The sequence below is a fragment of the Blautia coccoides genome (assembly GCF_034355335.1).
Lineage (GTDB): Bacteria > Bacillota > Clostridia > Lachnospirales > Lachnospiraceae > Blautia > Blautia producta.
The window spans coordinates 912,175-928,508 of sequence record NZ_CP136422.1; the positions used below are offsets into that span (position 1 = coordinate 912,175).

A 16,334-nucleotide genomic window follows, 5' to 3' on the forward strand; every position below is an offset into this window, starting at 1 on the left:
CCTTTTTATATGCGGGTTATTTCCGCTTTTCCAGTTCGGCAGAGAATTTTTCTATCTTGGCCCTTGTGAGGCGGAATCCGAAGATCATAATGACTGCGCCCAGAGCTACCGCAATGGCGGGAATGATGGTAAAGCCCATGCTGATCCCACGTTCGAGCTGCGGGGAGGTGATCCCTTTTTCCACGGTTTCCAGATTAAAGCCGGCAATGGCGAGACAGGCGCTGATCAAAATACCCCGGCTTACCACACCGATCTTCAGAGGAATATTGCTGAGACCCATGATCAGCCCCGTGGCGTTTTTCCCGGTCTTGTATTCACTGTAAATGGCACAGTCCGCATAGAGGGCAGGTCCGCATGCGTTTGTCATGGTACAGAAGAACTGCGCAAGGCTCACCAGAAGGATAACCGCCCATGGCTGACGATAGAAGAGGAATCCCAGTACAAGCACAACTGCCATGGCAAGATAGGCGTAGATGACGGTGTTTCTGGCAGAAAACTTTTTGGCGGCTGCTTTTGAAAGATAAGAAGCAGCGACTCCAAGAAGGCTGGAGATAAGGATAAAGGTTGCAGTCAGATCCTTGTTGTGCGCAACATAGGTGAAATAATAGACTGCAATGCCGCTGGCGACAAAACTGTAGATATATTTTGTCAGGTCAGCCACAGTCAGGCCTAAAAGGTAAGGATTGGTGGTGAGACATTTGAGAAGACCGCTTTCCTTTTCCTGACGTCCGCGGGCTTTCCTCTGAGCGCGTTCCCGCTGCATTCTTTCAATTTCCTGGGCACCAGTTTCCTCGTAGCCCTCAAACATTTTAAAATGTGCAAAATAACCTGCTGCCATCAGTGCGGCAAATACGAACGCTGTGGCGCCGTAAGAATTTTTCTCTCCTACGATACCGGCCAGGACAGAGACCACTGCCGGGCCTACATAGGAGTAGAACACTCTTCCCAGGGACTGCCAGATAGCCCTTGATGAGGACAGGGCCATGCGGTCCTCAGGAGTCTTGGAAGCCATGTTGATCATGGAAATATTGGCTACGAACGGTATGTTCCACGCAATATGGCTTGTTATGGTGGCTATAATGATGATCACCACGGCTGCGGTGCCGCTTCCAACGCGTATGAACTGGAATGCATACAGAAATGGCACCAGCCATGGGATGACTACAAGCCAGGAGCGGTAGCGTCCCCATTTCATGGGCTTGAAGGTGTCCAGGATAACCCCGTATATCCAGGACAGAGCCGCGTCCACCACGCTGGCTATGGTTGTGATCATGGTCACAACCGGAAGTGAAAATTCTGCAATGTTTGTGAGAAAATAAGTAAAATAATAGGTCTCAATATTGGTCATAAAGGAAAAACCAAAATCCCCTACACCAAAAAATCTTTTCAGCGATCTGCTGATCCCGTTTCGTTTCTTCCCTCCATCTGAGTCCCCCATATGTTCTCCTTTCTGCTGCCCGGTCTGTTGGGCATCATAAGTAATGGCTTATTGCTGCAATTTTTCAGTCTTTTCTTTCTGCAATGATATTGATACCGTTTTTTAGTTCACCTCCTGATTGGTATATGCAAATTAATATATTGCAAATGTTATATGTGGATTATATCACCTATAAAAAATAACGTCAATATAATTTGTGGCTGTTTTGGTAATTGATAAGGCAAAAGAGATAAAGAAGGGGATTTTTCAGACTTACAGTGAAGACAGGGGGAGAGGACGGAGTATTTATGGGGATAAAAAAACACCATTTTGCCAGGCCGGGGGCGTGACAAAATGGTGTTTGTGAATTTATTGGATGGTGATCCTGGCGGTTACCTGCAGGTCTTCTTCCCTGCGCACGATCCTCTGGGACGGCACAGAGAAGTTGGGCATCCCGTCCTCATCCCAGTATATTTTTCCAACAGAAGCATTGCGCCCTGCGTCGTACAGGGGCTGATAGTCCTCCTCCACCAGGTAGCGCTCCTCCTGGCGCCCGTGATAGATGATGAGGTCCTCCGTATCGTCATCCGATCTGGTAAAGCTGTTGTGCCCCAGGCCGAACTGGCCGGTGGCCCGGCTGCTCTGAAAGACAGGATAGGGCAGCTTTTTCCAGGAGGCAGCATCCAGAAGCTCCGCTTTTTCATCTGCGTAGAGCAGGCCCACACAGTACAGGGAATCTGTGCCGCTGCCGGAGAAGGTGATGAATATTTTGCCGCCGTGTTTGATAACGCCCGGACCTTCGTCCACGGGGAAGCCATGCAGTTCCCAGGCGTATTCCGGATGGGAAAGGCGGACCGCCGGAGTGCACAGGGTCCAGGGATTGGAGAGCTGTGCAATGAAAATGTCGGAAATGTTGTTTGTCTTCTGTGCCCACAGAAAATAATGCTTTCCGTCATGTTCAAAATGTGTATGGTCAAGAGAGAAGTCTGTGAAGGCAATATCGCCTTTGACCTCAGTGACTACAGGGCCTTTCTGTTCCCAGTTTCCATTAAACGGATCCATGTCACGGCACTCCAGACAGTGTGGGCGTATACGCCAGGAGGATTCATCAGAGATGGTGGTGGTGTAGTAAATGTACCATTTTCCATCAATGTAGTGGATTTCAGGCGCCCAGATGTGAGGACTTAATGTGCCCCCGGCTATGGGACTGCGCTCATAAACTGTTTTTTCCTCATAGGTCCCGGAACCGTCTGCCAGCCCTCCAAGGGTGGCACTGCGGCGCAGTATGATGTAGAGATACTGGTATTTGCCGTCCAGATTGTGCTCCATATCCGTATAAGAGGCGGTAAAGTAATACATGCCGTCTGTGTGCTTGTAGATAAAAGGGTCAGCTCTGTGATAAATAAATGGGTTGGGGAACCGGGTCTCCGCCAGATGTCCGGCAATCTCATAGGAATGGGAGTCTTTCTGCGTTTCCTTTGCGGCAGACATGTCCCAGACCACATTTCGTTCTTCCCGCATTCCATTGGTATATTCCACAGTGACCTTTTCAGGCAGGCGTGGTGCTTCTCCTGCTTTTACAGTGATATCAACATTTTCTACGGCGTGCAGGAGTACAGGTTCCGGTTTTCCGTATGATTTCTGAAGCTCTGAGAGAAGTTCCACAGGGATTTCTACTGCGCCGTTCTCATTCGGTTCCTGGGAAATGGGATATATTTTCTCAAATCCACAGTCCCTTCCGGTATACACAGCTCCTGTATAGTGAATAAAATCCGTTGTAAATACAAGATGTATGCAGGAATCATCTGCGGCATCGGATGCTGCGATCAGGTAAGTACCGTGATCTAATTGGTAAACAGCCGGGGAATGCAGTCTTTTGGAACCGAAATCAGGAAACCATATTCCATTGTTTCCGTTTAACTGATACCAGTCAGTGCCATTGTAGCTGTATTCCAGGTGGAGGCTGTCAGATTCGGGATTGTCCCAATTCAGGGTATAAGGACGCAGCCAGGCCGTTTTCCGGCCTTTTGCGCAGAGAGAATCATCCCAGGGAAGTATATGCATGTTCTTCATAATAACTCCTTTTGGGCGGATATAAGTATGTAACTGTAAGAGTACGGAACAGTTACCAGAAAATTCAACAAAATAAGAGTATTGTCATCATAACATAAAAGAAAAGGGTTGACAAGCAGGCAAAAACAAGTATTTAATAAAAATATAAAACGTTTAAGTAAATGATATGAGGATATTCCAAGCAGTCATATCATGAATAAAAGAACCGACGGAGCGGTACGGGGGTAATTATGGCGACAATAAAGGAAATTGCAAAGGCATGTCATGTCTCTGTGGCAACGGTGTCCAATATTCTGAACGACAAGCCGGGTGCCAGTGAGAATACAAGGGAAATGGTCCTGAAGGTGGCCAGGGAGATGGACTATATGCCAAACTATGTGGCAAAGAACCTGAAGACGAAGAATTCCAGGAGTATAGGGGTTATTGCGGAGGATATGACGATCTTCAGTATTCCGGATATCATAGACGGGATAACAGAATACTGTGAGGAAGTAGATTACCAGATACTGCTGACCAACTTAAGACTCTATAAGAAATATAATGATACCTACTATGGAAAAACAGATTTTTACGGAATTGTACAGCAGGAGATCAAAAAGCTTATGGCAAAGCAGGTGGAGGGGATCATCTATGTGACAGCCCATGAGCGTGTGATCAAGTGTATTCCTGAGGATCTTCCCATACCTGCAGTGATGGCATATGGTTATACCAGAAGCGGAAAAGTGCCTTCCATCGTGGTGGATGATGAGCATGGGGCATTGGAGATCGTCAATTATCTCATTGAGAACGGGCATGAGAAGATCGGTGTGATCACGGGAAAGGCGGACAGTCTTCATATGCAGGCGCGTCTCATAGGTTATCAGAAAGCCCTTCTGAACCATAGGATCCTGTATGATCCGGAACTTGTAAAGATTGGAGACTGGACAAGGCCTGCGGGATATATGTATACCGATGAACTGCTGGAAAAAGGGGTGACGGCTATTTTCTGCATGAATGACCTGATGGCGGGCGGTGTCTATGACCGTTTAGATGAGCTGGGACTTAAGATCCCACAGGATATCTCTATTGTGGGGTATGACAACAGGGAGCTTTCCAGCTATTATAAACCGCCTCTCACCACCATCACCCTGCCTCTGCACGACATTGGATACAGGGCGGGAGAAGTGATGATCGGCCTTGTTGAAAAAGAAATTCCTCAACAGAAAACAGAAGCGGTCTATCAGGTGGAATGTCAGCGCCTGCTGCGCAGATCGGTGAGAAATATCTGCCGGGAACGTCGTATGGACAATGGTACAAGTTCTAAAAATAATGGTACAAGTAAAGAAAATTGAAAATTTTTACAGCCTCCGGGAGACATGTGCTGCATGTTCTTTGGAGGCTGTTTTTTTGTGGTTTTGTACAAAGAATTAAGAGAAGAACAGCATAAAAAAGGCTTTATCTCATTAAAGAATTGTACAAGATGCACATACTTAAACGATTTAAAATTTAAAAGTGTTGTGTAAATATTTAAAATAAGAGTAAAAGCGAGAAAAAGAGAGATTAAGAGATATAAATTATTATATTGTGGTTATAAATCTATATTAGCAAGCTTGAAAACATCGGAAAAGTGGTCTATAAAAGAGAAAAACACACAGAGCCGCTGAGTAAAAGTAACTAAAACAGCAAGTATGGCTCGAAAAAAATAAAATAGGCGGATATCTGAAACAAAATAAGAGTGAGGTAAAAGATGTGCGCTTAAACGTTTAATGAAAAGCATGAAGGGAGAGCGAGTATGAACGGCGAGAAATTACAGTCCCTGCCTCTTGGAGACATAAGGATAGCGGACACGTTCTGGGATAAATATATTCGACTGGTAAAAGATGTGATTCTCCCTTATCAATGGGAAACACTGAATGACAATGTACCGGATGCAGAGCCAAGCCACTGCATTAAGAACTTCAGGATCGCCGCCGGCGAAGAGAAAGGAAAGTTTCAGGGAGCTGTTTTTCAGGACACAGACGTGGCAAAATGGCTGGAGGCCGCTGCATTTACACTTGCTTCGGACGGAAGAGATGAGATGCTGGAGAGTTTGGCTGATGAAACGATTAAGTTAATCGGAAAGGCACAGTGTCCGGATGGATATCTGAATACATATTATACCATCCAGGAGCCTGAGCGCAGGTGGTCAAACCTGAAGGAAGGACATGAGCTTTACACAGCGGGACATATGATCGAAGCTGCCGTGGCATATTATGAGGCCACAGGCAAGGATGAGTTTTTGAAAATAGTTTCCAGATTTGCTGATGTGATCTGTGAAAGATTCGGTCCGGGGGACGGACAGTGCCACGGTTATCCGGGGCATCCGGAAGTGGAGCTGGCCCTGGTGAAGCTCTACCGGGCAACAGGTGAGAAGAAATATCTGGAAGTATCCAAATATTTTGTAGAGCAGAGGGGTGTGGGAGAAAATTACTTCTTCCAGGAAGAAAAGGGTGAAAAATACCAGCAGATCTTTCCGGAATTCAAGGACTACAGCCCCGCGTACTCACAGTCGCATCTTCCTGTAAGGGAGCAGAAAACAGCGGAGGGACATGCAGTGCGTGCTGTCTATCTCTACTGTGCCATGGCAGATCTGGCTTATGAGTATCAGGATGAGTCCCTGCTTGCCGCATGCAGAACCCTGTGGGACAACATGGTCAGGAAGAGAATGTTCATCACAGGAGGTATCGGATCTTCCGGGCTTCTGGAACGTTTCACAACAGACTATGACCTGCCCAATGACTGCAACTACTCTGAATCCTGTGCATCCATTGGCCTGGCGCTGTTTGGCAGAAGAATGGCCGAGATAACAGGGGAAGCGAAATATATGGATGTGGCAGAGACAGCCCTTTACAATACGGTTCTGGCGGGAATCGCCATGGACGGGAAGAGCTTTTTCTATGTAAATCCTCTGGAGGTGTGGCCGGACAACTGTCTGGAGAGAACTTCAAGAGAGCATGTAAAGCCTGTGCGGCAGAAGTGGTTCGGTGTGGCATGCTGTCCGCCAAACATAGCCAGAACACTGGCCTCCCTTGGCCAATACCTGTATGGAAAGGGAAAAGATTCCCTGTACATAAACCTCTACGTCTCCAATGAGACACAGACAGCCATAAACGGTGTGAAATGCAGTGTGAAAATAGACAGCGGATACCTGGATGACGGGACTGTTAAGATCAATATCCGTCCGGAGCATAAGACAACAGGAGTCCTGGCTTTCAGAATACCGGGCTGGGTAAAAACATACCGGGTTTTCCGAAACGGTGAGGAGATAAAAGCGCCAAAAGAAGAGAAGGGCTATCTGTTCATCAGGGGAGAACTGGCTCAGGAAGAGATCACTTTGAAATTTCATATAGAACCGAGATTTGTCCACGCGAACCCCAAAGTGCGGGCAGACAGCGGCAAGGCGGCACTGATGAGAGGACCCCTTGTATACTGTTTGGAAGAGACGGACAACGGAAGCAATCTGGCATCTGTCTTTGTGGACACCAGACAGGAGCTGTCTGAGAGCTATGAACCAGAACTTCTGGGCGGAACCACTGTGATCCATTTAAATGGTAAGAAAATATCAGATTCCCACTGGGAGGATGGCACACTATATCAGGAATGCGAGACAGAACTCACAGACATACCGTTAAAGGCAGTCCCCTATTGTTACTGGGGCAACCGCAGGACCGGTGAGATGCTGGTCTGGATAAAAGAACTGCTGTAATTTTATGTATCATACAGAGGGAGATGTCCTCTGATTTGATAAAGCGTTACTATTCAGCTTTTGCTGCCTGGGGATTGCCCTGCAAATGCAAGGCAGCACCTGGCGGGACAAAGGAAGGCTGAACTGTTACGATAAAGTATCTATAATATTAAGAAATGGAGGCAACAACAATGAAGAAGAAAGTTTTAGCAGCATTACTCAGCGCAGCCATGATTGGCACTATGTTAGCAGGATGCGGATCCAAAGGCGGAGACGACGCAGCAGAAAGCAGCACCAAGGAGACAGGAAAAAGAGAGATGGAAGTGGAGGGTGATGATGTCACAACTCTTACCGTTTGGACATTCATTGAGAACCATCAGGATTTCTACACCAATATGGCAGAGAAATGGAATGAGGAAAATCCGGACAAGAAGGTAAAACTGGTTCTTTCCAACATGGCATACGATGATATGCACAACAAATTATCCCTGGCTCTGGAATCCGGTGAGGGTGCTCCTGATGTAGTGGATATCGAGTTAGGTAAATTCCCGGCGTTCATGACAGGAAAAGTTGGCCTGAAAGATTTATCTGATGTGATCACACCTTACAAAGAGAACGTAGTTGAATCCAGACTTGATTTATATTCCAAAGACGGAAAATATTACGGACTGCCTACTCACGTAGGAACAACTGTAGCTTTCTATAACACAGAAGCACTGGATGCAGCAGGTGTTGACTACACAACTATCAAGACCTGGGATGACTTTAAAGCAGCAGGTGAGAAATATAAAGAAGCTACAGGAAAAACATTTGCGGCAGCCGAGACAACCGCACAGTGGACTCTGAACCTGATGCTGGCTCAGAAGGGCGGAGACTACATGACAGAGGACGGCAAGCTGGATGTAAACAATGACAAAATGGTAGAGTGCTTACAGTACATGAAAGACATGCAGGCAGCAGGTGCCCTGGATACCATCGCAGGCGGACAGCCAGACAACGAGGAAGCATATCCGTTATTCAACTCCGGTGATGTGGCAGCAGCGATCATGCCGTTCTGGCAGACAAGCCGTTACACAAGCTACATGACAGACCTGAAAGGCAAAGTAGCCATCGCAGCTCCTCCGGTATGGGGCGACAACGACGCAGTTAAGACCATCGGCGGCGGCGGAACAGGTACAGCAGTTGTGGAGACAAGCGAGAACGCAGATCTGGCAGCAGAAGTATTTGCTTATATCAAACTTTCCGAGACAGCCAACGAGGAAGTATGGAACGTATTAGGATTTGACCCGGTAAACACAGCTCTCTGGACAGACACAGCAGTTACAGAAAATCCGGACAATGCATTTATCCAGTATTTCAACACAAAACCGTTCGACACACTGAATGAACTGGCAGACGGTATCGGCCTTCTGAAATGCTACACAGATGAGAAAATGCCGTCCGTAAACAATACCTTCTGTACCGTGACACTGAGCGACATCTTTGAATCTGACGCAGATGTGAAGACAGCCCTTGATGAGGCACAGGATTCCTTAGAAAACGAATTTGCAGAGTAAGTAAAAAATATGTGATTGCTTGCGGCCTGACCGTCGGGTCAGGCCGCAGGTTTTACCAGGGTATGGTTATTCATGACAATAAAAAGTCCGCCAGGCGTGCTTTCTATTGTTGGAGGAGAGAGAAAGGAGTATAAAATGAACAAAGTAAAAAAATTCTTTTACTCACAGAAAGCAGCTCCTTACGTGTTTGTCTTGCCGTTTGTACTTACGGTACTGTTGTTCTGGATTTTTCCGATTGGAAACGGCGTACTATTAAGCTTTCAGGATGTGTTAAAAGATAAATGGGTAGGATTAAAAAATTATGATAGGCTTCTGTCTGACAAGATTTTCCTGAAGGCAGTCTGGAACAGCGTAAAATATATGATCGGAACCTGCGCGCTGTTGATTCCGTTCCCTTTGTTGTTTGCAAGCCTTTTAAACAGTAAACTTATGAAAAAACCTGGATTTTTCAAATCCATTTATTTCCTGCCGGCACTGACTTCAGTAGTGGTAGCAGGTACCATTTTCCGCCTGATCTTCGGGGAAATGGATACAGCATTGGCAAACCGCGTTATCGAATTTTTCGGACATTCCCCGATCAAATGGCTGAAAGGCCAGTGGACCGGATATTTTGCGCTGCTTCTGGTAGCCTGCTGGAGATGGACCGGTGTAAATATTCTTTATTTCCTTGCGGGCTTACAGAGTATTTCCACGGATTTATACGAGGCAGCTTCCATAGATGGTGCGTCCAAATGGCAGCAGTTCAAAAAAATCTCCTTCCCTCTTGTAAAACCCACTACAGTATACGTGCTGACCATCAGTATCTATGCAGGTCTGTCCATGTTCCTGGAAAGTTACATGTTATGGAAAGGAAACAACTCACCGCAGAATATCGGTCTTACCATTGTAGGTTATCTGTACCGCCAGGGTATTGAAAAACGAGCCATGGGTTACGCCTGTGCCGTTGGTCTGGTCCTGCTGATCGTGGTTATGATCGTCAACCTGATCCAGCTTACTGTGACCGGAACATTCAAGAAGGAGGAACGCTGATATGGCTATGGATAAAAACGCAGCAAGAAGAAAAAAAGACAGATTTGCCACAGCAGGCATGCTCGTCCTCTTTACGGTCCTGGCTGTCCTGATCATCCTGCCGATTTACGCTATTTTCCTGGCGAGCTTTAAACCGGGCGGACATTTGCTCCAGTACGGACTGAACCTGGATCTGGACTTCTCTGTCATGAATCTTGACAACTATGTACTTCTGTTCACAGGATCCCATGACTACTGGACCTGGTTTATGAACAGTATTATCCTGACTGTGATCACGGTAGTGCTCACACTGCTGATCAGCGCATTCGTGGCATACGGATTTGCAGCTTATGAATTCAGAGGAAGACAGGTACTCTTTGTGGTCGTGCTGATCATCCTTTCCATTCCTCTGGAAGTTGTTATGCTTCCCCTGTACAAACAGATCTCAAGCTGGGGAATGATGGACAATTATGGAGCCATTGTACTTCCCTTCCTGGCTCACGCGTCAACCATCTTCTTCTTCAGACAGTATCTGCTGGGACTTCCAAAGTCCCTGATCGAAGCAGGACGTATTGACGGTGCCACAGAGTATGGTATTTTCTTTAAACTGATCATTCCCATCATGAAGCCGGCTTTTGCCGCAATGGCTATCTTAAACGGTATGAATGCATGGAACAATTATCTGTGGCCGCTGTTGGTGATCCGTTCTTCCGATAAGTATACGCTGACCCTTGGCCTGAACACTCTGATCAACCCTTATGGAGATAATTACAGCCTGCTGGTGGTAGGTTCCTTCTTCTCCATTGTGCCGATCTTTATCCTGTTCGTATGCTTCCAGAAATATTTTATCGAAGGTATGACAGCCGGTGCCGTAAAAGAGTGATGGAGCAGAAACAACAAGTTTACTGAACAGCATACAAGTGATATAGTTATCCCATAAGTACATGACTGATTTTAGGAGGATTTAATTTTATGAGCAGACGTGCAAAGATGGTGCTTGATAAGGAATTTCGTATCGCACCTGTAGACAAGAGAATTTATGGTTCTTTCATTGAGCATCTGGGACGTGCCGTGTACGAAGGCATCTATCAGCCAGGACATCCGGCAGCGGACAAGGATGGGTTCCGTCAGGACGTGTTACAGCTTGTAAAAGAGCTGGATGTGCCCATTATCCGCTATCCGGGTGGAAACTTTGTTTCTAATTTCTACTGGGAAGATTCCGTAGGTCCGGTGGCAGAACGTCCCCACCGCCTGGAACTGGCCTGGAGAAGCCTGGAGAAAAATGAAGTTGGCCTTAATGAATTTTCAAAATGGGCAAAACAGGCAAACTCTGAGGTGATGATGGCAGTGAACCTGGGCACAAGGGGCATTTCCGATGCCTGTAACCTGCTGGAATACTGCAACCATCCGTCAGGAACAAAATACAGTGACATGCGTATCAGCCACGGTGTAAAGGACCCGCACAACATCAAGGTATGGTGCCTGGGCAATGAGATGGACGGACCGTGGCAGATCGGGCACAAGACCATGGAAGAGTACGGACGTCTGGCTGAGGAGACTGCAAAGGCAATGCGTCTTATTGACCCCTCCATCGAGCTTGTTTCCTGCGGAAGCTCCAATCGTGACATGCCTACCTTCCCTGACTGGGAGGCAGTTACCCTGTCCCATACATATGACTACGTGGATTATATTTCCATGCATCAGTATTACGGAAACAGAGATGACGACAGCAATGATTATCTGGCACAGTCTGATGATATGGATGATTTCATCCGCACCATCATTTCCACCTGTGACTATGTAAAAGCTAAGAAACGCAGCAAAAAAGTCATGAATTTGAGCTTTGACGAATGGAACGTATGGTTCCACTCAAACGCCGTGGATGATGATATCACAGAGAACCACCCGTGGCAGGTGGCTCCGCCTATGCTGGAGGATATCTATAACTTTGAGGATGCGCTTTTGGTAGGACTGATGCTCATCACATTGATCAGACACGCGGACCGTGTGAAGATGGCATGCCTTGCGCAGCTCGTAAATGTTATCGCTCCCATTATGACAGATGCCGCAGGCGGTGCATGGAAACAGACCATTTTCTATCCGTTCATGCACGCTTCCAAATACGGACGCGGTGTGGCACTTCTGCCTGTTATGAACAGCACGAAACATGCCACAGCAAAACATGATGAGATCACGGACGTGGAATCCGTTGCTGTCTACAATGAAGAGGCAGATGAAGTGGCCATCTTTGCTGTGAACCGTAATCTGGAAGAGGATGTGGAACTGGCTACAGATGTGAGAAGCTTTGAGGGATACCGCATTCTGGAGCATATTGTTCTGGAAAATGAGGACCTGAAAGCAGTAAACGGCCTGGGAATGGAAAAAGTCGCTCCGGCAAATGCGGATGACCGCAGCAAACTGGACGGAGGCATTGTCACCAGTGTGCTGAAAAAAGCATCCTGGAATGTGATCCGCCTTGGAAAATAGAATGAAAAATAGAATCGAATAATGTCTACCGCACAGCCTGCAAAAGTGATATAATACATCTCTGCAGGCTGTGTTTTTTTGCCGCGCTGTGAGCAGAAAGAAGAGGGCTGCCAAAAGCGTTTTGGAAGACAGGGAAGCAGGCTGGATAAGTCAAGTAAGGGGAGAATGTGATGAGACAAAAGACAAGAGATATGACAAGCGGGAAGCCGGCAGGTATTATCGTTTCCTTTGCCCTTCCCCTGATGCTGGGAAATGTATTCCAGCAGCTATATACCGTAATGGACAGTGTTATTGTAGGACGGGGCGTAGGCGTGGAGGCTCTTGCCGCGCTGGGGACCTCAGACTGGCTGAGTTTTACGGCCATGGGCGGGATCACAGGTGTGGCACAGGGATTTTCCGTACTTATTTCCCAATGTTTCGGGGCAAAGGACGAAAAGCGCCTGAAAAAGGCAGTGGCAATGTCCGTGTGGACAGGGAGTCTGATCACAGTCCTGATCATGGCTCTCTTTATCAGCAATCTGTCAGCGCTGCTGGGGCTTCTTCGCGTTCCGGACAATATCCGGGAGCCAGCCTACAATTATCTGCTGATCCTTATGTTCGGACTGGCGGCTACGGCGCTTTACAATATCTGTTCCGGTATCCTTCGGGCCATGGGTGACAGCCAGACGCCCCTTCGTGCCATGATCGGTGCGTCTGCCGTAAATATTATCCTGGATCTTATATTTGTGCTGGTATTCCACTGGGGCGTGGAGGGAGCCGCGCTGGGAACTGTGCTGGCTCAGGTGTGTTCTGGCACGATCTGTTTTATCCAGCTTAAAAAATACGGCATCTGGCACATAGAAAAAACAGATTGGAAATGGGACTGGGAGATGGCAGGTCATCTGCTGGGTCTTGGGATTCCGGTGGCATTTCAGAATGTGATCATAGGATTCGGGGGCATCGTGATCCAATATGTGATCAATGGTTTCGGCCTTTTGTACGTGGCAGGCTTTACGGCAACCAACAAACTGTACGGACTTCTGGAGCTGGCGGCAGTCTCCTTCGGGTATGCCACATCTTCTTTTGTGGGACAGAATCTGGGAGCTGGGGAATACGGCAGGATTAAGGAGGGCGTCCGCGCCTCAGCTAAAATATCCATAGGGATCGCTGTGGTCATCGGTGCTGTCCTCCTTGTTTTCGGGCGCAGCATCCTGAAAATATTTATCTCCTCAGAGGCGTCCAATGCATCAGAAGTGCTGGCTATCGCATATAATTATCTGGCGGTCATGGGGGCAACACTGATCATTCTCTATCTGCTCCATATATACCGCTCTGCGCTGCAGGGCATGGGTGATACCCTTATACCCATGTGTTCCGGGATCGCAGAGCTGGTCATGAGGATACTCATTGCTCTGCTTCTGCCCCTTTTAATAGGAAAAGAGGGCATCTATTTTGCGGAAACAGGTGCCTGGCTGGGGGCTATGGTGATCCTTACAGCCGCTTACAGGAAGCGGATCAAGAGGGTTGATCAGGGGAATTGACTATTTACAACACTGCTTTTTTATAATAAAATAAAAAACAGTTGTTATTCCATAGAACATAAAAACGGGAGGAAAGAAACATGGGAAAAGTAATAATACCAGAGAACTATCATTCATGCTTATCCAGCTATGAGACACAGGAAGCGATTGGTATCATCAAGAATCTGATGCAGAAGAAACTATGTTTGGCTTTGAATCTGAAAAGAGTGACAGCGCCGGTTTTTGTAGATCCGGCTTCCGGCCTGAATGATGATTTGAACGGTGTGGAGCGCCCTGTAACATTTGATATCCCGGATGCAAATATGAATGCACAGGTAGTACATTCCCTGGCAAAATGGAAACGTATGGCTCTTTACCGCTATGATTTCCACGTGGGAAAAGGAATCTTATGCGATATGAACGCCATCCGCAGAGATGAGGAGCTTGACAATCTGCATTCTGCGTATGTGGACCAGTGGGACTGGGAAAAAATCATCACGGCAGAGGACAGAAATCTGGATTACCTAAAGGATACAGTGACCAGGATCGTGAATTCCATCTGCAACGCTCTGGAAGAGGTGAAATACCACTATGAAAATCTGGACACAGAGCTGTGCCGTGAGGTATCCTTCATCACTTCCCAGGAACTGGAGGATATGTATCCTGATATGACTCCCAAGGAGAGGGAGAGCGCCTACGCCAAGGAGAAGAAGACTATATTCATCATGCAGATAGGTGATCTGTTGAAATCAGGAGAAAAGCACGACGGACGTGCGCCGGACTATGATGACTGGAAGTTAAACGGAGACCTTTTATTCTGGCATGAGCCGCTGCAGTGCGCCATGGAAATCTCCTCCATGGGAATCCGGGTGGATGCTCAAACACTCAGCGAACAGCTTGAAAAAGCCGGCTGCAATGAGCGCAGGAACCTGACGTTCCACAGAATGCTTTTAAACAACGAACTGCCCCTGACCATCGGCGGCGGCATTGGTCAGTCCAGAGTTTGTATGCTCCTTCTGCAGAAAGTGCATGTGGGAGAGGTACAGTCCTCCATTTGGGACGAAGCGACCCTGACTGCCTGCAGCAAAGCCGGCATTGAAATCTTATAAAGAGGGAATAAGTATGAACATTCAAGATATACTGCTTCAGGTGAAAAGCGGAGAGATGCCGCTGGAAACCGCGGAGCATATGCTGGAGAAGATTCCTTACGAGGATCTGGGCTATGCAAAACTGGACCATCACCGCAAGATCCGTTCCGGGTTCGGCGAGGTTGTGTTCTGTTCCGGTAAAGCCACAGATCATCTGATTGGCATCTACCAGCATTTTTACCAGCAGGATGGCTGTGTCCTGGGTACAAGAGCCAGAGAGGACCAGTATCTGGCTGTGAAGGAGGTACTTCCCCAGGTGCAGTACGACCCTCTTTCCCATATACTTGTCATTGAGAAAGAGGATGCTGCAAAAGAGGGGTGCGTAGCTGTCTGCACAGGCGGCACGTCCGATATCCCCGTTGCCGAGGAGGCAGCCAGGACAGCAGAATATTTCGGCGCCAATGTGGAGCGTATCTACGATGTAGGGGTAGCGGGGATCCATCGCCTCCTCTCACAACAGGAACGCCTCCGTCATGCCAACGCCATTGTGGCTGTGGCAGGAATGGAGGGCGCTCTGGCCGGCGTGGTTGCCGGACTGGTGGAAGTCCCAGTCATCGCAGTGCCCACCTCCATAGGATATGGGGCTAATTTCGGCGGACTCTCAGCACTTCTTACGATGCTGAATTCCTGTGCGGAAGGGATCTCTGTGGTAAATATAGACAACGGTTTCGGGGGAGGTTACATGGGTGCCCAGATCAACCGGCTTATTTGCAGAAAATAAAGAATAGAAGAAAACAGACCGGGGAGAACATGATTCTTCCCGGTCTGTTTCATTATGCTCAGTCAGAGAGATAATCTCCCCACACATACCCTGTCTCCCCTTCATAGACGATCCTATGCCATCCGTTGTCGCAGATACCGGTCCGCGTAACAGTGGTGCCGCCCTGGAGAACTCCCAGGACCTGGGCCTGGCTTGCCGCGTCAGCCCTTACGTTTACAGGGCTTTTTACTGTAACGGTTTCTGTCTTTTCCTCTACCTTGACGCCGGAATCCGGCTCATCATAACCGGCCTTGCCGGATTGAAATCCATCCGCGTCACCGCTGGGTGAAATCACTTTTGTCCCGTCTGTAGGCAGAAGGCCTGAATTATCATCCGTTGTGATGATCTTCCTAAGACGGACTTTGCTGGTATCCGTCCCATCCAGGGGACCTACATAGATCAGCGTTACCTCATTGCCGGGAATAATTCCGCTCTTGCAGTCAAGTTCCGCTTTTGTCATATCAAAAGTCAGCTTATCATTATCTGAAGTAATAATACTGATCTCTTTTCCGGTAAAAGCTGTCACAGTTCCGTCCATGGAGGCAGATACGGAATCCAGTGCTGCCTCTTCCTCTGCAGCGCTGTCGTCCTTGCCGCAGGCGCCCAGTATGGACAGACACAGAACTGACAGCAGAAGCAGGAGAAAATATTTCAGCTTGTTTCTCATCAGTTACATCCCCTTT

Annotated in this window: 12 protein-coding genes; 9 read left to right on the plus strand and 3 right to left on the minus strand. The window is 47.7% G+C overall.

Annotated features, from left to right (window positions below; translation table 11 throughout):
- Positions 1-16 precede the first annotated feature (16 nt).
- The gene (locus tag BLCOC_RS04010; protein WP_115624482.1) at positions 17-1,438 is read right to left on the minus strand and encodes an MFS transporter; all 1,422 of its coding nucleotides are present in this window, start codon (positions 1,436-1,438) and stop codon (positions 17-19) included.
- A 348-nt stretch (positions 1,439-1,786) separates the two neighbouring features.
- Positions 1,787-3,490, minus strand: a complete 1,704-nt coding sequence (locus BLCOC_RS04015) for a family 43 glycosylhydrolase (protein WP_115624483.1) — start codon at positions 3,488-3,490, stop codon at positions 1,787-1,789.
- Positions 3,491-3,720: 230 nt separating this feature from the next.
- On the opposite strand from BLCOC_RS04015, the gene BLCOC_RS04020 reads away from it, so the two are divergent.
- The 9 genes from BLCOC_RS04020 to larB all read left to right on the plus strand — a co-directional run bounded on the left by BLCOC_RS04020 (position 3,721) and on the right by larB (position 15,612).
- Positions 3,721-4,821, plus strand: a complete 1,101-nt coding sequence (locus tag BLCOC_RS04020) for a LacI family DNA-binding transcriptional regulator (protein ID WP_018597706.1) — start codon at positions 3,721-3,723, stop codon at positions 4,819-4,821.
- A gap of 440 nt (positions 4,822-5,261) precedes the next feature.
- The gene (locus BLCOC_RS04025) at positions 5,262-7,214 is read left to right on the plus strand and encodes a glycoside hydrolase family 127 protein (protein ID WP_115624484.1); all 1,953 of its coding nucleotides are present in this window, start codon (positions 5,262-5,264) and stop codon (positions 7,212-7,214) included.
- Positions 7,215-7,384: 170 nt separating this feature from the next.
- Positions 7,385-8,749 (plus strand): ABC transporter substrate-binding protein, encoded by a 1,365-nt coding sequence (locus BLCOC_RS04030; RefSeq protein ID WP_018597709.1) that lies wholly within the window; start codon positions 7,385-7,387, stop codon positions 8,747-8,749.
- A gap of 135 nt (positions 8,750-8,884) precedes the next feature.
- A complete protein-coding gene (locus BLCOC_RS04035) occupies positions 8,885-9,778 on the plus strand; it encodes a carbohydrate ABC transporter permease (RefSeq protein WP_026255710.1) in 894 nt (297 codons plus the stop codon).
- 1 nt (position 9,779) lies between these two features.
- Complete coding sequence (locus tag BLCOC_RS04040; RefSeq protein WP_018597711.1) at positions 9,780-10,640, plus strand: carbohydrate ABC transporter permease; 861 nt, start codon at positions 9,780-9,782, stop codon at positions 10,638-10,640.
- Between the two features lie 89 nt (positions 10,641-10,729).
- Positions 10,730-12,244, plus strand: a complete 1,515-nt coding sequence (gene arfA, locus BLCOC_RS04045; RefSeq protein ID WP_115624485.1) for an arabinosylfuranosidase ArfA — start codon at positions 10,730-10,732, stop codon at positions 12,242-12,244.
- Positions 12,245-12,414: 170 nt separating this feature from the next.
- Entirely contained in the window at positions 12,415-13,764 is a 1,350-nt protein-coding gene (locus tag BLCOC_RS04050) for an MATE family efflux transporter (protein WP_115624486.1), read from the plus strand.
- A gap of 80 nt (positions 13,765-13,844) precedes the next feature.
- Complete coding sequence (asnA, locus tag BLCOC_RS04055) at positions 13,845-14,852, plus strand: aspartate--ammonia ligase (RefSeq protein ID WP_115624487.1); 1,008 nt, start codon at positions 13,845-13,847, stop codon at positions 14,850-14,852.
- Positions 14,853-14,865: 13 nt separating this feature from the next.
- The gene (larB, locus tag BLCOC_RS04060; protein WP_018597715.1) at positions 14,866-15,612 is read left to right on the plus strand and encodes a nickel pincer cofactor biosynthesis protein LarB; all 747 of its coding nucleotides are present in this window, start codon (positions 14,866-14,868) and stop codon (positions 15,610-15,612) included.
- A 58-nt stretch (positions 15,613-15,670) separates the two neighbouring features.
- Here the strand turns inward: larB and BLCOC_RS04065 are convergent, their stop codons facing one another.
- On the minus strand, positions 15,671-16,318 hold the full coding sequence (locus BLCOC_RS04065) for an SH3 domain-containing protein (protein WP_115624488.1): 648 nt from the start codon (positions 16,316-16,318) through the stop codon (positions 15,671-15,673).
- Between the last annotated feature and the right edge of the window lie 16 nt (positions 16,319-16,334).